Origin of the sequence: Duffyella sp. Ts4, assembly GCF_051851875.1 — a bacterium.
In the GTDB taxonomy this organism is placed as follows: Bacteria; Pseudomonadota; Gammaproteobacteria; order Enterobacterales; family Enterobacteriaceae; genus Duffyella; species Duffyella gerundensis.
Window position 1 is genome coordinate 66,763 of record NZ_JBLYPN010000012.1, and the last position, 19,843, is coordinate 86,605.

A 19,843-nucleotide genomic window follows, 5' to 3' on the forward strand; every position below is an offset into this window, starting at 1 on the left:
TGTTCCATCCGCCATAATTATGCAGTAATTGAGATTCCCTCTGAAGCAAGTCCGCAATACTTGTGACACCGACATAAAAGGCCATCAGGAAAGAGGCGAGTAGCGAAGTGACTATCCCTTCGCCATAACAATCGCGCCTCTTTGCTACGCCTGAGCGCCGTCGGAAATGGGGATCCACAGAGCCTGGGGAGGTTCACTGATATGTTGTACGATAAATCCCTTGAAAAGGATAACTGTGGTTTCGGCCTGATCGCCCACATAGAAGGCGAACCTAGCCATAAGGTGGTGCGTACCGCTATTCACGCGCTCGCCCGTATGCAACACCGTGGCGCGATCCTTGCTGACGGCAAGACCGGCGACGGCTGTGGTCTGTTATTACAGAAACCCGATCGCTTTTTCCGCGTAGTGGCCGAAGAGAAAGGCTGGCGCCTGGCAAAAAACTACGCCGTTGGCATGCTGTTCCTTAACCAGGATCCGGAAAAGGCTGAGGCGAGCCGCCGCATTGTGGAAGAAGAAGTTCAGCGTGAAACGCTGTCGGTAGTGGGCTGGCGCGATGTGCCGACCAATCAGGATGTGCTGGGTGAAATCGCCCTTTCCTCTCTGCCACGTATTGAACAACTTTTTATCAATGCTCCGGCTGGCTGGCGCCCGCGCGACATGGAGCGCCGCCTTTATATGGCGCGCCGTCGCAGCGAAAAACGCATCGAAGCGCTGGCTGACAAAGAGTTCTACATCTGTAGCTTCTCTAATCAGGTCAATATTTATAAAGGGCTGTGCATGCCCGCCGACCTGCCGCGTTTTTATCTCGATCTGGCAGATCTGCGTCTGGAATCGGCCATTTGCCTGTTCCACCAGCGCTTTTCTACCAACACCGTTCCGCGCTGGCCGCTGGCGCAGCCGTTCCGCTACATGGCGCACAACGGTGAAATCAATACCATCGCCGGTAACCGCCACTGGGCGCGAGCGCGTGCCTATAAATTCGATACGCCGCTGATTCCCGATCTGCAGAACGCCGCGCCTTTTGTCAACGAGACCGGCTCTGACTCCAGCTCAATGGATAACATGCTGGAACTGTTCCTGAGCGGCGGCATGGATTTGATCCGTGCGATGCGCTTACTGGTGCCGCCAGCCTGGCAAAATAATCCGGACATGGATCCGGAACTGCGCGCCTTTTTTGACTTCAACTCCATGCACATGGAACCGTGGGATGGCCCGGCGGGCATCGTGATGTCCGATGGCCGCTATGCGGCCTGTAACCTGGATCGTAACGGTCTGCGTCCGGCGCGCTATGTCATTACTAAAGACAAGCTGATTACCTGCGCCTCGGAAGTGGGCATCTGGGATTATCAGCCCGATGAAGTGATCGAGAAAGGTCGCGTTGGCCCTGGCGAACTGATGGTCATCGATACCCGTGCTGGCCGTATTCTGCACTCAGCGGAAACCGACAACGATCTGAAAAGCCGCCACCCTTACAAAGAGTGGATGGAGAAAAACGTCAAACGTCTGGTGCCGTTTGAAGATCTGCCCGACGATCGGGTGGGCAGCCGCGAGCTGGATGACAACCTGCTGGTGACCTTCCAGAAGCAGTTTGGTTACAGTGCCGAAGAGTTGGATTCGATTGTTCGCGTACTCGGCGAAAACGGTCAGGAAGCGGTAGGATCGATGGGCGATGACACGCCATTTGCCGTGCTCTCCAGCCGACCGCGCATTATCTATGACTATTTCCGCCAGCAGTTTGCGCAGGTGACTAACCCGCCGATCGATCCGCTGCGTGAAAATCATGTGATGTCGCTGGCGACCAGCATCGGTCGCGAAATGAACGTGTTCTGTGAAGCAGAAGGCCAGGCGCATCGCGTAAGCTTTAAATCGCCTATCCTGCTCTATTCTGACTTCCAGCAGCTCACGACCATGCAGGGCGAATACTATCGCGCCGATACGCTGGATTGCACCTTTGATCCGGCGCTGCAGTCGCTTGAGCAGACCATTCACCAACTGTGTGAGCAGGCGGAAAGCATGGTGCGTAACGGTACCGTGCTGCTGGTGCTCTCTGACCGCGCGATTTCGGCCACGCGTTTGCCGGTTCCGGCACCGATGATTGTCGGTGCGGTACAGGCTCGGCTGGTGGATAAAAATCTGCGCTGCGACGCCAACATCATTGTCGAAACGGCCAGCGCCCGCGATCCGCACCATTTCGCTGTGCTGCTGGGCTTTGGCGCGACGGCAATTTATCCCTATCTCGCCTATGAATCGCTGGCGAAGATGGCCGACAGCGGCGTAATCGAAAAAGATTACCGCAGCCTGATGTTGAACTACCGTAACGGTATCAACAAAGGCCTCTACAAAATCATGTCCAAAATGGGCATCTCGACCATCGCCTCTTATCGCTGCTCGAAGCTGTTTGAAGCGGTGGGTCTGCATGCCGATGTCTCTGGCATCTGCTTTAACGGCGTGGTCAGCCGTATCAGCGGTGCGAACTTCGCTGACTTTGAGCAGGATCTGGTTAACCTGGCGAAACGTGCCTGGCTGGCGCGTAAGCCGCTGGATCAGGGTGGATTGCTGAAATACGTTTATGGCGGTGAATACCACGCCTATAACCCGGATGTTGTTGGCACGCTGCAAAAAGCGGTGAACAGCGGCGAGTATGCGGATTATGAACTTTACGCGAAGCTGGTTAACGAACGTCCGGTTGCAGCGTTACGCGATCTGCTGCAGCTGCAATCCTCCGGTGAATCGGTGCATATCGATCAGGTGGAATCTGCCAGCGAATTGTTCACACGCTTTGATACCGCAGCAATGTCGATCGGTGCGTTGAGCCCTGAAGCTCATGAGTCGTTGGCTGAAGCGATGAACAGCCTCGGCGGTTACTCTAACTCCGGCGAAGGCGGCGAAGATCCGGCACGTTACGGCACCAATAAAGTGTCACGCATCAAGCAGGTGGCTTCTGGCCGTTTTGGCGTTACGCCAGCCTATTTGGTGAATGCCGATGTGATTCAAATTAAAGTTGCTCAGGGTGCAAAACCGGGCGAAGGCGGCCAGCTGCCGGGCGATAAAGTTACGCCGTATATCGCTAAGCTGCGTTATTCCGTGCCTGGCGTTACGCTGATTTCGCCACCGCCGCATCACGATATCTATTCCATCGAAGATCTGGCGCAGCTGATTTTTGACCTTAAGCAGGTCAATCCAAAGGCAATGATTTCGGTGAAGCTGGTTTCCGAACCCGGCGTTGGCACCATTGCCACCGGCGTGGCAAAAGCCTATGCCGATCTGATCACCATTGCTGGCTATGATGGCGGCACCGGTGCCAGCCCGCTGAGTTCAGTGAAGTACGCGGGCTGTCCGTGGGAGCTGGGCCTGGTCGAAACCCAGCAGGCGCTGGTTGCTAACGGCCTGCGACACAAAATCCGTCTACAGGTTGATGGCGGTTTAAAAACCGGTCTTGATATCATCAAGGCAGCCATTCTTGGTGCCGAAAGCTTCGGCTTTGGTACCGGTCCGATGGTGGCGCTGGGCTGCAAATACCTACGTATTTGTCACCTCAACAACTGCGCAACGGGCGTGGCAACGCAGGATGAGAAGCTGCGGAAAAACCATTACCACGGCCTGCCTTATCGCGTGACGAACTATTTTGAGTTTATTGCGCGTGAAACTCGCGAGCTGATGGCGGAACTGGGCGTGAAGCGCCTGGTTGATCTGATTGGTCGCACCGATCTGTTGAAAGAGCTGGATGGTTTTACCGCTAAACAGCAGAACCTCGATCTGTCGGCGCTGCTGAAGACCGCGGAGCCAATGCCGGGCAAAGCAGTATATTGCACCGAAAGCAGTAACCCGCCTTTTGATAATGGTGTGCTGAACAAAGCGTTGCACGATCAGGCGCTGCCGTATGTTGAAGCGAAGCAGAGCAAAACGTTTTACTTTGATATTCGCAACACCGACCGTTCGGTAGGCGCGACATTGTCCGGTGCGATTGCCGCATTGCATGGCGATCAGGGCCTGGCTGCCGATCCGATCAAGGCACATTTTTCTGGTACTGCCGGTCAGAGCTTCGGCGTCTGGAATGCGGGCGGCGTAGAGTTGACGCTTACCGGTGATGCCAATGACTATGTCGGTAAAGGTATGGCGGGCGGCATGTTAGCCATTCGCCCACCGGTTGGCTCAGCTTTCCGTAGCCATGAAGCGACTATCGCGGGCAACACCTGCCTGTATGGCGCAACCGGCGGCAAGCTATTTGCTGCAGGACGTGCCGGTGAGCGCTTCGCCGTACGTAACTCTGGTGCCATTACCGTGGTGGAAGGCATTGGCGATAACGGTTGTGAATACATGACCGGCGGCATTGTCTGCGTGCTGGGTCGCACCGGCGTTAACTTTGGCGCAGGTATGACCGGTGGTTTTGCCTATGTGCTGGATGAAGATGGCGAATTCCGCAAGCGCGTAAACGCCGAGCTGGTGGAAGTGCTGAGCGTGGATGATCTGGCGATTCATGAAGAGCACCTGCGCGGCCTGATTACCGAGCACGTCCAGCAGACCGGATCTTCACGCGGTGAAGAGATCCTCGCCAACTGGCATGCATGGTCAGCGAAGTTTGCTCTGGTTAAACCGAAGTCCAGTGATGTTAAAGCATTGTTGGGTCACCGTAGTCGTTCCGCAGCAGAGCTGCGGGTGCAAGCGCAGTAAGAGGTTGAGATGAGTCAAAACGTTTATCAATTTATCGACTTGCAGCGCGTTGATCCGCCGAAAAAACCGCTGAAAATCCGTAAGATTGAGTTCGTAGAAATCTACGAACCCTTTTCCGAAAGTCAGGCCAAGGCGCAGGCAGATCGTTGCCTGTCCTGTGGCAACCCTTATTGTGAATGGAAGTGTCCGGTACACAACTACATTCCTAACTGGCTGAAACTGGCCAATGAAGGCCGCATTATTGAGGCCGCTGAGCTGTCGCATCAAACCAACAGCCTGCCAGAAGTGTGTGGCCGCGTCTGTCCGCAGGATCGTCTGTGTGAAGGATCCTGCACGCTAAACGATGAGTTTGGCGCCGTGACCATCGGTAACATCGAGCGCTATATCAATGATAAAGCGCTGGAAATGGGCTGGAAGCCCGATCTGTCTCACGTGAAACCTACCGGCAAACGGGTGGCGGTCATCGGTGCCGGTCCGGCCGGACTGGCGTGCGCCGACGTCTTAACGCGTAATGGCGTGAAAGCGGTGGTTTACGATCGTCATCCTGAAATCGGTGGTCTGCTGACCTTCGGCATCCCGGCCTTTAAGCTGGAAAAAGAGGTGATGATTAAACGCCGCGATCTCTTCACCGGCATGGGTATTGAGTTTCAGCTCAACACTGAAGTTGGCCGTGATGTGCAGATGAGCGACCTGATCAATGACTTCGATGCGGTATTCCTCGGCGTCGGCACCTATCAGTCGATGCGCGGTGGTCTGGAAAACGAAGATGCGCCGGGCGTTTACGATGCGCTGCCGTTCCTGATTGCTAACACGATGCATACCATGGGCTTCGCTGAAAAAAGCGAGCAGCCTTACACCAGCATGGAAGGCAAGCGCGTGGTGGTACTGGGCGGTGGCGATACTGCGATGGACTGCGTGCGTACGTCAATCCGTCAGGGCGCAACGCACGTAACCTGTGCCTATCGTCGTGATGAAGAGAACATGCCGGGTTCACGTCGCGAAGTGAAGAATGCGCGGGAAGAAGGCGTAGAATTCCAGTTTAACCTGCAACCGCTGGGTGTGGAAATCAATGCCAACGGTCGGGTAAGCGGCGTGAAAGTTGCGCGTACCGAAATGGGCCAACCGGATGAGCATGGCCGTCGTCGTGCAGAAATCGTGCCGGGCTCTGAGCATCTGCTGCCTGCGGATGCGGTGGTGATGGCGTTTGGTTTCCGTCCACACAAAATGCACTGGCTGGCCGACTTCAGCGTCGAGCTTGACGGTCAGGGACGTATCATCGCACCGGAAGGGCCTGAAAAAGCGTTCCAGACCAGTAACCCTAAAATCTTTGCTGGCGGCGATGCAGTGCGCGGCTCCGATCTGGTGGTGACCGCCATTGCTGAAGGCCGTAAAGCGGCAGAAGGTATCATGGATTATCTGGAAGTGTAATATGTTCACGGGCGGCGAGTGCGTCGCCCAAATCTGCGGATAAAGGCCATAAAAAAACGGACCCTGAGGTCCGTTTTTTATTTCACAACACGCAGTGCCGGTCGTCCACCACCGCGCGGCGGCGGCTCGTCATCAGAATGATCGTCTTCGTTACTGCCCGCATCGTCAGGCTTGTCGCCATCAATCACAGACATTACGGTTTCATCCTGAGCCGTATCATGATCCAGCTCATCAGCCCCTTCGTAAGCCGGTTCCGGTTCAAACATCGTTCCGGCTCCGTTTTCACGCGCATAAATTGCCATCACGGCCGCCAGCGGCACGGTCACCTGACGCGGCACGCCGCCGAAGCGCGCGTTAAAACGCACATCGTCGTTGCCCAACTCAAGGTTGCCGACGGCGCGTGGCGCGATATTCAATACGATTTGACCATCGCGCGCATATTCCAGCGGCACCAGCACGCCTGGCAGATTGATATCCACGACCAGATGTGGCGTCAGCTGGTTATCCAGCAGCCATTCATAGAATGCACGCAGCAAATAGGGACGACGAGCGGTAAGTTGCGTCATATCCATAGCGTTAGCCTCGGGCTTGCAGGCGCATTTCACGTTCAGCTTCAGTCAGAGAAGCGAGGAAAGAATCACGTTCAAACACACGATTCATATAGCCTTTCAGATCTTTCGAGCCGGTACCGACCAGTTCAATGCCCATTTGCGGCAAACGCCACAGCAGCGGTGCAAGATAGCAGTCAACCAGGCTGAACTCTTCGCTCATGAAGTATGGCGTGCGTGCAAACAGTGGCGCGATAGCCAACAGCTCTTCGCGTAGTTGCTTACGCGCGCCTTCTGCTTCCTGCGCCGAACCGTTAACGACAAGGCGCATCAGGCTATACCAGTCTTGCTCGATGCGATGCATCATCAGACGGCTCTCGCCACGCGCAACCGGATAAACCGGCATCAACGGTGGATGCGGAAAACGCTCATCAAGGTATTCCATGATGATGCGTGATTCATACAGGGTCAGCTCACGATCTACCAGCGTTGGCACGGTGCGATACGGATTGAGGTCAATCAGATCCTGCGGCAGATTATCCGTTTCAACCTGCTCGATCTCTACGCTGACACCTTTCTCAGCCAGTACGATACGTACCTGATGGCTGAAAATGTCAGTCGGACCAGAAAACAGCGTCATTACCGAACGTTTGTTGGCAGCGACAGCCATGAAAACCTCCAAGTTTATCCAGAAAAGTACTGCGAGTAGCCAGCCATAAGGCAGGTAACCTGCTTGACATCACCGCACGCAGCCGGGTTGCTGCTGTCCCCTATCCTGACAGGACGTTTGTATTCAGCAGACGGGCTAAGCGGGCGCAAAGTGACAGAGAGTTTACCAGATTTTAAGTACGTTGTGGGCGCGGCACGCAATATTTGCGCGGCAGGCCGCACACAGTGCCTTTAGATTCAGCAGGTTAGCGTTTTTGCTGCGTGCATAAAAAAACCCGCCGAAGCGGGTTTTTCGTAACAATCCTCTGCCGAAGCAGGAATTATTAACGCTTGGAGAACTGAGGACGACGACGTGCTTTACGCAGGCCGACTTTCTTACGTTCAACCTGACGAGCATCACGAGTAACGAAGCCTGCTTTACGCAGTTCGCCACGCAGAGATTCGTCATATTCCATCAGAGCACGAGTGATGCCGTGACGGATTGCGCCTGCCTGACCAGAAATACCACCACCTTTAACAGTGATGTACAGGTCAAATTTACCAACCATATCAACCAGTTCCAGCGGCTGACGTACTACCATGCGCGCAGTTTCGCGGCCGAAGTACTGTTCCAGTGTACGCTGGTTGATTACGATGTTACCACTGCCCGGCTTGATAAAGACGCGAGCGGCAGAGCTTTTGCGGCGACCAGTGCCGTAGTTTTGAGTTTCAGCCATTGCCTGTAATCCCGATTAAATGTCAAGAACTTGCGGTTGCTGTGCCGCATGGTTGTGCTCGTTGCCCGCGTAAACTTTCAGTTTACGGTACATAGCACGGCCCAGCGGGCCCTTTGGCAGCATGCCTTTAACCGCGATTTCAATCACACGCTCAGGACGGCGGGCAATCATCTCTTCGAAGGTCGCCTGCTTGATACCACCGATGTGGCCGGTGTGATGATAATAGATCTTATCGCTACGCTTGTTACCGGTTACGGCAACTTTCTCAGCGTTAAGAACGATAATGTAATCACCAGTATCGACGTGCGGAGTATATTCCGCTTTATGCTTGCCACGCAGACGGCTCGCCAGTTCAGTCGCCAAACGACCTAAAGTTTTGCCTGTTGCGTCAACAACATACCAGTCACGTTGGACGGTTTCTGGCTTAGCTGTAAAAGTTTTCATCTAAAAGCTTACCCAAATTAAGTTACACGTTGGTGAAATCCCAAACGCTTGAATAAACGGTTGAGGCTCACACGACCATCTTGACCAGCAAGCCCACCCCTTCGGATAGAGTTACCGGAGCACATCGAGTTTTGGGAAAAAAACTGATGTCGTAACGTGGGGTCGCAAGATTATAGGGAAGTCGGTGCTAAAGATCGAACCTTTTCTGCGTTTAATTTATACCTTTCTGCCGCGGCATTTTAGGGCAGATGCGGCAGGCGCAAATACTCTTCGCTTTGCATCTCCTGAAGACGCGATACGCAACGCTGATACTCAAATTTCAGCCGCGTACCCTGATAGATTTCAAACAGCGAGCTTTCCGCGGCGACCACCAGTTTTACGTGGCGTTCATAGAATTCATCCACCAGCGCCAGAAAGCGGCGCGCCTGATCTTCGGTTTTATAAATCATCACCGGCACATCAAACAGCAGCACGCTGTGAAAACGCCGCGACAGCTCAATGTAATCATGCTGGCTGCGCCCTTCCCCGCAAAGCGTGACAAAATCGATCGCCAGCACGCCCTCACGAACCCCTTTGGTCGGCATCGCGCGATGATTGATCTCCAGCACTGGCGCTTCTTCCCGTCCGCCGCCGGAAAGCGCTTTAAACATTCGATCCATCTCTTTTGCGCTCGCCTCGTTCAGCGGCGCATTCCATAAATGCGCCGAGGTCAGCGTGCGCAGGCGATAATCGATGCCGGCATCAACGTTCATGATGTCGCAGTGCTGCTTGATCTGTTCAATGGCTGGCAGAAAGCGCGCGCGCTGCAGGCCGTTGCGGTAGAGATCGTCTGGCGGAATGTTCGAGGTGGCAACCAGCGTGATACCGCGCGCAAACAGCGCCTCCATGAGCGTTCCCAGCAGCATGGCATCGGTGATATCAGAGACAAAGAACTCATCAAAGCACAGCACGTCGGTTTCCGCCTTAAAGCGGTCGGCGATGACGTTTAGCGGATCGCTCTGGCCCTGCAGCTGTGTCAGTTCCTGATGCACGCGCAGCATAAAGCGATGGAAGTGCAAACGTAGCTTACGGTCGCCAGGAATTGACTGAAAAAAGAGATCCATAATCCAGGTTTTACCGCGACCCACGCCGCCCCACATATAGAGGCCACGCACGGGCGTTTGCGCCGCGCTTTTCTCTTTGCCAATCAACTTATTTAGCCGACCAAACAGCCCTTTTGCAGGCGCAGCATCGGCAGGTTTTAAAGCGACTAACGCCTGTTGAATCGCGTCCAGACGGCTAATCGCCTCACGTTGAACCTCATCAGGTTTGAATTCATTACTGGCCAACGCCTGTTCGTAAAGCGCTAAAGGTGACGGGCTATGCATGATGCTCTCTGCTTCCATGAAAAATGGGTCAACGCCGGGTTGATCGTCGAAAAAAAGGCCGTTCTACACTAAGCGATACCGCGGCAGGATTCCACATCGGTAAGATTACCGGTTATAGTGACACTGTGGTATGCCCTACGGACAACGAAGACAATATGGGAGTCATTATGACCTGGGAATATGGGCTGATTGGTTTAGTGATTGGCATTATTATCGGCGCGGTTGCTATGCGCTTCGGCAACAAGAAGCTGCGCGAGCAGCGTAGTTTGCAGTATGAGCTGGAAAAATCTAAATCGGAATTAGCAGATTACCGTGAAGAGCTGACCAATCATTTCGCCCACAGCGCTGAGCTGCTGGATAATATGGCGCGCGATTATCGTCAGCTTTACCAGCACATGGCAAAAGGTTCGAACGATTTACTGCCTAATTTACCGGGTGAGAAAAATCCCTTTGCGTATCAACTGACCGAAGCGGAAGCGGATAACGATCAGGCGCCGGTGCAGATGCCGCGCGACTATTCTGAGAGTGCGTCAGGCTTGCTGCGCAGCGAACGTTCACCTCGCGATTAAGCAGATTTTCAGGGCGCCTTCAGCGCCCTTTTGCATACCGGATACCACAGTGTTTGCCAATGTAAGGCGAACCTTCGTTATATTCCACCTTACGCAGCGAGAGCGTTGTCACGATGAAAAAGAAATCACTTTTGTTTAGCGCATTAGCATTGAGCATCGGCATCAATCTCGGTGCGATGCCGTCAGCCATGGCGACATTACCGGCGCAGATTCAGGGTCAGGCGCTGCCAAGCCTGGCACCGATGCTGGAGAAAGTCCTGCCTGCGGTGGTCAGCGTGCATGTTGAAGGCACCGCCACGGAAGACCGCCAGGAGATTCCTGAACCGCTGAAGCGTTTCTTTGGCCAGCAGCCGGGCGATAATCAGCCGCAGCCTTTTGAAGGCTTAGGTTCCGGCGTGATCATTGATGCGGCTAAAGGTTATGTGTTGACCAATAATCACGTGGTCAATGGCGCAGACAAAATCAGCGTTCAGCTCAGCGACGGCAATGAATATGATGCCAAACTGATCGGTCATGATGAGCAGACCGATATCGCGCTGATTCAGATTCAGGGCGCTAAAAACCTGACGCAAATTAAAGTGGCTGATTCTGATGCGCTTAAAGTTGGCGACTTTGCCGTGGCTATCGGCAATCCGTTCGGCCTGGGCCAGACGGCAACCTCGGGCATTATCTCTGCGCTGGGCCGCAGCGGGTTGAACCTCGAAGGGCTGGAAAACTTTATCCAGACCGATGCGGCGATCAACCGGGGTAATTCTGGTGGCGCGCTCATCAATCTTAATGGCGAACTGATTGGTATTAACACCGCCATTCTCGCCTCCAGCGGCGGCAACATCGGCATTGGCTTCGCCATTCCGGGCAACATGGCGGTTGAACTGGCGAAGCAGCTGATTGAGTTTGGCGAGGTTAAACGCGGTCAGTTGGGCATCAAAGGCACCGAACTAACGCCAGACATCGCCAAAGCATTTAACGTCGATGCGCAGCGCGGAGCTTTTGTCTCAGAAGTGCTGCCGCAGTCAGCGGCGGCAAAGGCGGGCATCAAAGCAGGCGATATCATTACCTCGCTGGATGGCAAAACCATCAGCAGCTTTGCTGAGCTACGCGTGAAGATTGGCACCACCGCGCCGGGCAAACAGGTAAAAGTCGGCCTGGTACGTGAAGGCAAGCCGCAGAGCGTCACGGTGACGCTGGAACAGAGCGCGCAATCTACCGCCAGCGCGCAGCTGATGTCGCCAGCGTTGCAGGGTGCAACCTTAAGCGATGGTCAGACCAAAACCGGTGACAAAGGTGTGAACGTTGATGCCGTCGACAAAGGCACGCCGGCTGAACAGATCGGTTTGCAGAAAGGTGACGTTATCGTCGGCGTTAATCGCAGCCGCGTGCAGAATCTGGCAGAGATGCGTAAATTCCTCGATGCCAAACCGGCGGTCATGGCGCTTCACGTCGTACGTGGCGAAGAGACCATTTATTTACTGTTGCGATAAGTCTCAGGAAGCGGACACAACAAGGTGTGTGTCCGCTTAACTCATGTTATTCTGCCTTCCGTTCATTCCTGGCTTAAATTACACCATGTTTATCAAACTATTGCGCTCAGTGATCCTTGGCCTGATTGTCGCAGGCATTTTGCTGTTGGCTCTGCCTGCCCTGCGCCTCGGCGGCACCCTCGTGCCCGCAAGTGAAGATAGCGCAGACGAAACGCCGCTAAGCTTTAACCAGGGTGTACGCCGTGCCGTGCCAGCGGTGGTGAACGTCTACAACCGCAGTGCCGGCAATGGCGGCAGCGCACGCGCTACCACGGTGCTCGGCTCTGGCGTAATCATGAACGCCAAAGGCTATATCCTGACCAATAAACATGTCATCAATGATGCCGATCAGATTATCGTGGCCCTGCAGGATGGCCGCTTTTTTGAAGCGATGCTGGTGGGTTCTGACAGCCTGACCGATCTAGCCGTGCTGAAAGTGACTGCATCGACCCTGCCGGTCATCCCCATCAATACGCAGCGTGTCTCGCATGTTGGCGATATCGTGATGGCGATTGGTAACCCTTACAATCTTGGACAAACGGTGACGCAGGGGATTATCAGCGCTACCGGCCGCGTTGGACTCAGCCCATCCGGGCGCCAAAATTTCATCCAGACCGATGCTTCCATCAATCACGGCAACTCTGGCGGTGCACTGGTCAATTCACTGGGCGAAATGGTGGGCATTAATACGCTCTCTTTCGACAAGAGCAACGACGGTGAAACACCCGAAGGTATTGGCTTTGCCATTCCCACGCAGTTAGCCACCAAAATTATGGATAAGCTGATTCGCGACGGTCGGGTCATTCGCGGCTATATCGGCATTACCGGCCGTGAGGCGCCACAGCTGCACGGCCAGGGCAGTAATATCGATCGTATTCAGGGCATTATTGTCAGTGAGGTTGCGCCGAATGGCCCCGCCGCGAAAGCCGGCATTCAGGTCAACGATGTGCTGGTTAACGTTAACGGCAAACCGGCGATTTCTGCGCAGGAAACCATGGACCAGGTTGCCGAGATTCGCCCCGGTTCTGTGATCAACGTCGACGTGATCCGCAACGAACAAAAACTGACGCTGCCGGTGACTATCCTCGAATACCCCACGCAAAATTAGCCTTCAGGCATAAAAAAAGGAGCCCCGCGGCTCCTTTTTATTTCTGGCTAGCGCTTACTTAACAAACTCTTCGCCCTGCTGAATATCTTTTTTCAGCGTATCCAGCATGCCATCCAGCGCCTGCTGTTCAGCACTGCTCAGCGTGCCAATGGGCTTGCGCTCAACGATACCGTTTTTGCCCAGCAACAGCGGCTGAGAAAAGAAGCGCGCGTGTTCGCCATCGCCTTCGACATAGGCGCATTCCACCACGTTGCTTTCACCCTGCAGCGCACGCACCAGCGCGAGACCGAAACGTGCCGCGGCCTGGCCCATCGACAGCGTGGCCGATCCGCCACCTGCCTTGGCTTCCACCACTTCGGTACCGGCATTCTGAATGCGTTTAGTCAAATCGGCCACTTCCTGCTCGCTGAAGCTGACGCCTTCTACCTGCGACAGCAGCGGCAGAATGGTTACGCCAGAGTGACCGCCGATCACCGGCACGTTAACCTGATCTGGCTGCTTACCCTTCAGTTCGGCAACGAAGGTGTTGGCGCGAATAATATCCAGCGTGGTGATGCCAAACAGACGGTTTTTGTCATATACGCCCGCTTTTTTCAGTACTTCAGCGGCGATCGCCACCGTGGTATTGACCGGGTTAGTGATGATGCCGATCAACGCTTTCGGTGCCGTGGCCGCAACCTGCTCAATCAGGTTACGCACAATGCCAGCGTTGACGTTAAACAGATCGGAACGGTCCATGCCTGGCTTGCGTGCCACACCGGCGGAAATCAATACCACATCCGCACCTTGCAGCGCTAGCGTTGCATCTTCACCACTGAAACCGGTAATTTTTACCGCCGTTGGGATATGGCTCAAGTCAACCGCCACACCCGGTGTCACCGGCGCGATGTCATAGAGAGTGAGTTCTGAACCCGCGGGTAACTGGGTTTTAAGCAGGAGCGCGAGCGCCTGTCCAATGCCGCCTGCTGCGCCGAGAACTGCAACTTTCATCCTAAACTCCTTATAATGGTGAGGCGGAAAAGTGCGAAGAATCCCTTTTCACAGGACCCCCGTCAACCTGAACGCCAGTGGCGAGTGCGACAGGTGCTTTTGTCTGTTGTCGCACTCATTCAGACAATCGGTATTTATCTGTCTTGATTGTGAGCCGGTGTGAATGCCATGCCGTCCCACTGAATGAACATCAGCAATTTTATAACAATTTGTTCACTTTTTCCTCTGACCCAGCGCACAGTTAACGCACTTGATTCATAAAACATTTTTGTTAAGATGCGCCGCCTGAATAATTTCCTCGTAATACCCAGCAGACTGTTTGCATAAAAATTCATTTATATGCATAATAATACAGTAACCACCCCGTGAACTGGCCCATTTCACTCTTAATTTCGGTAAAATATGCGTAATCCATCCAAGCAGGAAGATCTGGTCAAGGCGTTTAAAGCCTTATTAAAAGAAGAGAAATTTAGCTCTCAAGGCGAGATCGTATTAGCGCTGCAGGAAGAGGGCTTCGAAAATATCAATCAATCCAAAGTGTCGCGCATGCTGACCAAGTTTGGTGCCGTACGCACGCGCAATGCGAAAATGGAGATGGTTTACTGCCTGCCCGCTGAGCTGGGCGTGCCCACCACCACCAGTCCGCTGAAAAATCTGGTGCTGGATATTGACTACAACGATGCACTGGTCGTGATTCATACCAGTCCAGGTGCAGCGCAGCTGATTGCCCGCCTGCTGGACTCACTGGGTAAAGCGGAAGGCATTTTGGGCACCATCGCCGGAGATGACACCATCTTTATCACGCCAGCACGCAGCTTTACCGTGAAACAGCTGTATGACGCAATCCTGATGCTGTTTGAACAGGAACTGTAATTGCTCTGCCGACAGCCAGGCTGTCGGCGCCCTTTTCGCATCTGCCTCTTTCTTTACCTCCCTTTCACCACTACCACGCTAATACGCTGCTTCACGGGCTAAAAAGCAGTGTAATCTTCCATGATCTGCCTCAACGCAGATCAATATATGGCAGCAGAGAGCACAAATAGCGCAATTTAACTATCTTCATGATTTTTGAAGGATTGATGAGCAGCAGTGCGAAATATAAGCATTTTTTATAACCTGTAGTTATTAAAAATCGACAACCGCCTAAAGTATCCCACCAAAATATTATTAGCCGAATAATGATTTCCTGCGTTATTAGATATACACTTATTTTCGTGATGAGAATCACAGTAAGCAATCTAATAAAAAACATTAACGAGGAATCTCACATGAACGTTAAAACCACTCTTGCTGCACTAAGCGTACTTTCTGTGCTCTCTTTCGGCGCCAGCGCAGCCGACCTGGTCACCCGCGAGCAGGCACAAAATCTGCAGTCTGCGGGCACCGTGAGCGTTAGCGGTCTCGACAGTTCGCCAATGACTATTCGTCAGGCGCTGTCCGATAAAGCCGATGCGCAGGGCGCCAGCAAATATCGCATTATTGAGGCGTATAACAACGGCAACTACCACGCTACCGCTGAACTCTATAAGTAACAGCGCGCGGTAGTTTTTTGAACGACATCACTCTCTCTGACGACCTGACCTACTCTGTTTAGCCTGCAGGTTGTTGACCCGAATGAGGAAAGACACCATGAAAATTAAAGCGACACTTGCAACGTTAAGTCTGTTATCCCTGCTTAGTTTTGGCGCTTCGGCGGCTCAGCTGGTGACCAGCCAGCAGGCAGCGGATCTGCAGCCAGCAGGAACGATCAGTATCAGCGGCATCGGTGGTGCGCCAACAGATTACCGTGCGGCCCTGTCACAAAAAGCTGATGAGCAAGGCGCCAGCGCCTATAAAGTGATTGAAGCACGCACCGGTGACAGCTACCACCTGACTGCTGAACTCTACAAATAAGTTTCCCCGTCACCTTGTGACGAAGATTTTGCCCCGCCATGCGGGGCATTTTTTTGCGTGGTGTTAACGAATGGAAAACAGCAGGCGGCCTTCCAGTTCCGCTTCGGCCTCTTCAAACAGCAGAATCAAAGCGCCATAGCGACGTTTCTGTCCGGCGCCAAGATGGATAAACTCAACTTCCATTGGCAGCGGCATGGCAGGCCCCATCACCGCATCCCATAGTTCATCGAGATCGTAAAATGTCTCTCCATGCGCAAAGCGTTCGCTAAACTGCCGCAAGAAATGGCTCTGGTCGACAATCTCGTTAAAATCAAATGTCGTTTTATTCATGATGGCCGCTCCCGCCATACAATCGGGCAGCTTGCGCTGCCCGGGATTTAGAGTCCGCCGATGTGCAGCGCTTTGACCTGTAAATACTCTTCCAGCCCCAGCACCGATCCTTCACGACCCAGTCCCGACTCCTTAACGCCACCAAACGGCGCCAGCTCGGTAGAAACGGCACACTCGTTGATACCCACCATGCCACTTTCCAGCGCCGCAGCGACCCGGAACACGCGCTGCAGGTTCTGGGTGTAGAAGTAGGCGGCCAGGCCATATTCAGTGTCATTGGCGCGACGAATCACCTCTTCTTCGTCATCGAAGCGGAAACAGGCAGCCACTGGTCCGAAGGTCTCGTCGCGGGCCAGCTTCATATTTTCACTGGCGTCGGCAATCACCGTCGGCTGCCAGAAGTTGCCGCCCAGCGCATGCCGCGCGCCACCTGCCATAATGCGTCCGCCGTTAGCCACGGCGTCCTGCACATGTTCTTCAACTTTTTCCACCGCTGCCGCATTGATTAACGGCCCCACGACTACCCCTTCCTCCATGCCGTTGCCGACCTTGAGTGCCTTAACTTCATCAGCCAGTTGGGTCACAAAGCGATCGTAGATAGCGTTATGAATAAAGAAGCGGTTCACGCTAACGCACACCTGACCTGCATTGCGGAATTTATTGGCAATCGCGCCTTTTACTGCCGCATCGATATCAGCATCCTCAAACACGATGTAAGGCGCATTTCCACCCAGCTCCATTGAGACTTTCTTCATGGTTTCCGCCGCGTTGCGCACCAACAGCTTGCCAACGGCGGTAGAGCCGGTGAAAGAAATTTTGCGTACTACGCTGCTGGCCATGATTGCATCGCTGATGGCATGCGTATCGCCGGCCACCGCATTCAGCACGCCGTCCGGTATGCCCGCCTGTTTTGCCAGCTCAAGCAGCGCAAAGGCGGAAAGCGGCGTATTATTGGCTGGTTTGATCAGGCCGGTGCAGCCCGCGGCGAGCGCCGCACCCAGCTTGCGTGTCAGCATGGCCATCGGGAAATTCCAGGGGGTGATCGCGGCGACCACACCTACCGGTTCCCGCGTGGCCAGAATGCGCGATCCCGCTTTGGCCGGAGGAATAATCTCGCCGTTGGCGCGCTTTGCCTCTTCGGCAAACCACTGAATAAAGCTGGCAGCATAGTCCACTTCCCCTTCTGCCTCTTTCACCGGCTTGCCCTGCTCGGCGGTCATCAGCTCTGCCAGCCAGCGCTTGTTCTCGATTATCAGCTCGTACCAGCGATACAGATATTCAGAACGCGCCTTGGCGGTTTGTGCACGCCATCCGGGGAAAGCCTGCTCAGCGGCAGCAATCGCCTGCTCGGTTTCCTGTTTGCCCGCGTTGGCAACCCGGGCAATGACCTCGCCGGTGGCCGGGTTCAATACATCAAAGGTGCTGCTCAGGCTCTGCCAGCGGCCATTGCTAAGGTAGCCGGTCTGGAAAAGCGGGTGATCGTGCAGGGACTGTGACATTTCTCCTCCTGGCGGAATTTACCATCATGTTTTCATCATTATAGTGGTGAATCGTGACGGCCGCGGCAGTGAGGCTGGCAGTGCGGCAAGAAAGTGGACAAAAAAAAGCCGCCCGCAGGCGGCTGACGATCATATTTTTATCATGGTGCTTTGATAGCGCTGCAGGATATCTGCCAGCCGGTGCACCGGTTCGGTGACGGTTGGCGGCGCGGCATACTGTGCCAGCTTTTGCTGGTAGATCTCCAGCTCTTGCAACAGCCGCTGATAATAGTACAGCCGTTTATCGTCGCTGCGTGCGGCAATGACCCGATCGGCGGTGTAGCGCATCTGCTTATGCCAGGCGGAGAGATCGTCATTCACCGGAATCTCCGCCGCACGCAGCCGCTGATGGCCGATAATCAGGGTCAGCGCCAGACGGAACTTGTTAATATCACCGGGAAACAGGTTCAACAGCAGGAACAGCTGTTGATAAAGCGCCGGTAGATGATTTTCACGACGACGCGCCTGATTGGTGGTCATCGCCGCCACCGCAGCATACATAAAGCGGTTCAGCAGCTTGCGGCCGGTGCGCGCCTTCGACTTATCGCGAATCAGCAGAATCACCAGCAGCGCCACAAAACAGCCAATCACCTGGCCAAGCGCATTGTCGAGAAACACGTTGACGCGAAACGTCATTGGGTTATCCAGCACCAGAATATTGAGCGTGCCGACCAGTGCGCCCAACGTGCCGATTTGTCGCCGCTGGATAAAAATTCCCCCCACAAACGCCAGCAGGCCGATCGCAATCGACAGCAACAGCGCGCTCTGCTGCGTAGCGGGCAGAATATACATGAAGTAGATGCCGCCCAACGGCAGCGCGACGGTCATACCGTAAAGAAAATCTTTGGCGATCATCAGGGGATTCGGCATGCGCATGGCTAACGCAGTGATCACCGCCAGCATCACCATACAGCCGCTGCCCGAGGTCCAGCCGGAATAGAGCCAGAACAGCGAACCCGCCGCCGTGGCAACAAAGGTGCGAATGCCGTTAATCATCGCGTGATGGGTTTCTGCCGAGCGGGCTTTTATCACCACTTCGCCCTGCAAAATCTGCTCTTCGATATGGCTGATACGGCTGTTGGTTTGAATGCCTTTCATCAGCAGCGTGTACTGCGATGCAGCGCCCACCCAGCTGGCCAGCGTAAGCGGCAGGGATTTACTGCTACTGGCGGTAATCACCCGGCGCAACACCTTCAGCCGTTTGCGCACATCGTTAACATCGTTGACCTCGCGATCCAGCAGCAAGCGATACTGCGGCGCGATGTAATCCGGACGGCTGTTCTGCACCAAAAAAGTTTCAGCAGCCTGAGTAATCAGCGTGAGCGAGAGCGTATTCAGCATATGTAAGCGGCGACTGACCCGCTGCCAGCGTGCCGATTCCATCATCAGCTGGCTGCGCATGCCGCCCAGCGCGGTGGTCCGACGCACCAGCCCGCTCCACGCCTTATCCACGGCGTCTTTATCGTCGTGCGCAACGCACAGTTGTAGCAGTTTATAATGATCGACCAGCAGCGATTCCACTTCGCGATCGATCACTTTTTTGATCGATCGCGGGGAGAAGATCATGTCCGCGACAATGGCGCAAACAATACCCAGCACGATCTCGCTACAGCGCTCCACCGCATATTGCGGCGCCAGCGTCAGCGCGCCATTGGCGTCGGCGGTGACCACGATAATCAGCGCCGTATAGCCCGCCAGGCCAAGTGCATAAGAGTTTTCTACCCGAATCAGTGACGACAACCAGACGCAGATGCCCGCCCACAGACAGCAGAGCAGTAGCATTACCACCGGTGCGCGAATCGTGCCAATCATGATGGCAAGTGCCGCGATACAGCCGAGAAACGTGCCGATAATACGCAGCACGCCACGGTAACGCAGCGCGCCCGAATAGGGATCACCACCGGCAGCAAAAGCCGTACCGCCAGCCACAATGGCAGCGGTCATCACCGCCCAGCGCGGCGTTTCCAGATTGAAATGAAATCCAATCATCAACGCCGCAACAACGGCAAAGGTCAGCTTGATCGGAAAGCGCAGCGTTTCAAGTTGCATCAT

At 54.4% G+C, this 19,843-nt stretch carries 17 protein-coding genes; 8 read left to right on the forward strand and 9 right to left on the reverse strand.

Going from position 1 to position 19,843, the window contains the following annotated elements; genetic code table 11:
- The first annotated feature begins 201 nt into the window (after nucleotides 1-201).
- Together gltB and ACJY2L_RS15845 are read left to right on the forward strand one after the other, a co-directional pair.
- On the forward strand, nucleotides 202-4,671 hold the full coding sequence (gene gltB, locus ACJY2L_RS15840; RefSeq protein WP_067427479.1) for a glutamate synthase large subunit: 4,470 nt from the start codon (nucleotides 202-204) through the stop codon (nucleotides 4,669-4,671).
- A gap of 9 nt (nucleotides 4,672-4,680) precedes the next feature.
- Complete coding sequence (locus ACJY2L_RS15845; protein ID WP_439214458.1) at nucleotides 4,681-6,099, forward strand: glutamate synthase small subunit; 1,419 nt, start codon at nucleotides 4,681-4,683, stop codon at nucleotides 6,097-6,099.
- 77 nt (nucleotides 6,100-6,176) lie between these two features.
- On the opposite strand, the gene sspB is transcribed toward ACJY2L_RS15845, so the two are convergent.
- From sspB to zapE, 5 genes are all read right to left on the reverse strand, one after another.
- Nucleotides 6,177-6,671, reverse strand: coding sequence for a ClpXP protease specificity-enhancing factor (gene sspB, locus ACJY2L_RS15850; protein ID WP_264273079.1), 495 nt, complete (start codon nucleotides 6,669-6,671; stop codon nucleotides 6,177-6,179).
- Nucleotides 6,672-6,675: 4 nt separating this feature from the next.
- Entirely contained in the window at nucleotides 6,676-7,317 is a 642-nt protein-coding gene (sspA, locus tag ACJY2L_RS15855) for a stringent starvation protein SspA (protein WP_067435083.1), read from the reverse strand.
- 322 nt (nucleotides 7,318-7,639) lie between these two features.
- Complete coding sequence (gene rpsI, locus ACJY2L_RS15860) at nucleotides 7,640-8,032, reverse strand: 30S ribosomal protein S9 (RefSeq protein ID WP_067427473.1); 393 nt, start codon at nucleotides 8,030-8,032, stop codon at nucleotides 7,640-7,642.
- A 15-nt stretch (nucleotides 8,033-8,047) separates the two neighbouring features.
- Nucleotides 8,048-8,476, reverse strand: a complete 429-nt coding sequence (gene rplM, locus ACJY2L_RS15865; RefSeq protein WP_067427471.1) for a 50S ribosomal protein L13 — start codon at nucleotides 8,474-8,476, stop codon at nucleotides 8,048-8,050.
- A 239-nt stretch (nucleotides 8,477-8,715) separates the two neighbouring features.
- A complete protein-coding gene (zapE, locus tag ACJY2L_RS15870) occupies nucleotides 8,716-9,843 on the reverse strand; it encodes a cell division protein ZapE (RefSeq protein ID WP_067427469.1) in 1,128 nt (375 codons plus the stop codon).
- Between the two features lie 167 nt (nucleotides 9,844-10,010).
- On the opposite strand from zapE, the gene zapG reads away from it, so the two are divergent.
- From zapG to degS, 3 genes are all read left to right on the forward strand, one after another.
- Nucleotides 10,011-10,412 carry a Z-ring associated protein ZapG gene (gene zapG, locus ACJY2L_RS15875; RefSeq protein WP_067427467.1) on the forward strand — a complete coding sequence of 134 codons (402 nt, stop codon included), beginning with the start codon at nucleotides 10,011-10,013 and terminating at the stop codon, nucleotides 10,410-10,412.
- Between the two features lie 113 nt (nucleotides 10,413-10,525).
- The gene (degQ, locus tag ACJY2L_RS15880) at nucleotides 10,526-11,893 is read left to right on the forward strand and encodes a serine endoprotease DegQ (protein WP_439214459.1); all 1,368 of its coding nucleotides are present in this window, start codon (nucleotides 10,526-10,528) and stop codon (nucleotides 11,891-11,893) included.
- A gap of 85 nt (nucleotides 11,894-11,978) precedes the next feature.
- Nucleotides 11,979-13,040 carry an outer membrane-stress sensor serine endopeptidase DegS gene (gene degS, locus ACJY2L_RS15885; RefSeq protein ID WP_067435080.1) on the forward strand — a complete coding sequence of 354 codons (1,062 nt, stop codon included), beginning with the start codon at nucleotides 11,979-11,981 and terminating at the stop codon, nucleotides 13,038-13,040.
- A 54-nt stretch (nucleotides 13,041-13,094) separates the two neighbouring features.
- Here the strand turns inward: degS and mdh are convergent, their stop codons facing one another.
- Nucleotides 13,095-14,030: a malate dehydrogenase gene (mdh, locus tag ACJY2L_RS15890; protein ID WP_439214460.1), complete on the reverse strand. Its 936-nt coding sequence runs from the start codon at nucleotides 14,028-14,030 to the stop codon at nucleotides 13,095-13,097.
- 402 nt (nucleotides 14,031-14,432) lie between these two features.
- On the opposite strand from mdh, the gene argR reads away from it, so the two are divergent.
- The 3 genes from argR (at nucleotide 14,433) to yhcN (ACJY2L_RS15905) (ending at nucleotide 15,923) form a co-directional block, all read left to right on the forward strand.
- Nucleotides 14,433-14,903 (forward strand): transcriptional regulator ArgR, encoded by a 471-nt coding sequence (gene argR / locus ACJY2L_RS15895; protein WP_067427461.1) that lies wholly within the window; start codon nucleotides 14,433-14,435, stop codon nucleotides 14,901-14,903.
- Between the two features lie 395 nt (nucleotides 14,904-15,298).
- Complete coding sequence (gene yhcN / locus ACJY2L_RS15900) at nucleotides 15,299-15,562, forward strand: peroxide/acid stress response protein YhcN (protein WP_439214461.1); 264 nt, start codon at nucleotides 15,299-15,301, stop codon at nucleotides 15,560-15,562.
- 97 nt (nucleotides 15,563-15,659) lie between these two features.
- Nucleotides 15,660-15,923 (forward strand): peroxide/acid stress response protein YhcN, encoded by a 264-nt coding sequence (gene yhcN, locus ACJY2L_RS15905; RefSeq protein WP_067427455.1) that lies wholly within the window; start codon nucleotides 15,660-15,662, stop codon nucleotides 15,921-15,923.
- Between the two features lie 63 nt (nucleotides 15,924-15,986).
- Here the strand turns inward: yhcN (ACJY2L_RS15905) and ACJY2L_RS15910 are convergent, their stop codons facing one another.
- The 3 genes from ACJY2L_RS15910 to aaeB form a co-directional block, all read right to left on the reverse strand.
- On the reverse strand, nucleotides 15,987-16,253 hold the full coding sequence (locus ACJY2L_RS15910) for a hypothetical protein (RefSeq protein WP_187487528.1): 267 nt from the start codon (nucleotides 16,251-16,253) through the stop codon (nucleotides 15,987-15,989).
- Between the two features lie 47 nt (nucleotides 16,254-16,300).
- A complete protein-coding gene (locus tag ACJY2L_RS15915) occupies nucleotides 16,301-17,752 on the reverse strand; it encodes an NAD-dependent succinate-semialdehyde dehydrogenase (protein WP_439214462.1) in 1,452 nt (483 codons plus the stop codon).
- A gap of 129 nt (nucleotides 17,753-17,881) precedes the next feature.
- Entirely contained in the window at nucleotides 17,882-19,840 is a 1,959-nt protein-coding gene (aaeB, locus tag ACJY2L_RS15920; RefSeq protein WP_067427449.1) for a p-hydroxybenzoic acid efflux pump subunit AaeB, read from the reverse strand.
- Nucleotides 19,841-19,843: the final 3 nt, after the last annotated feature.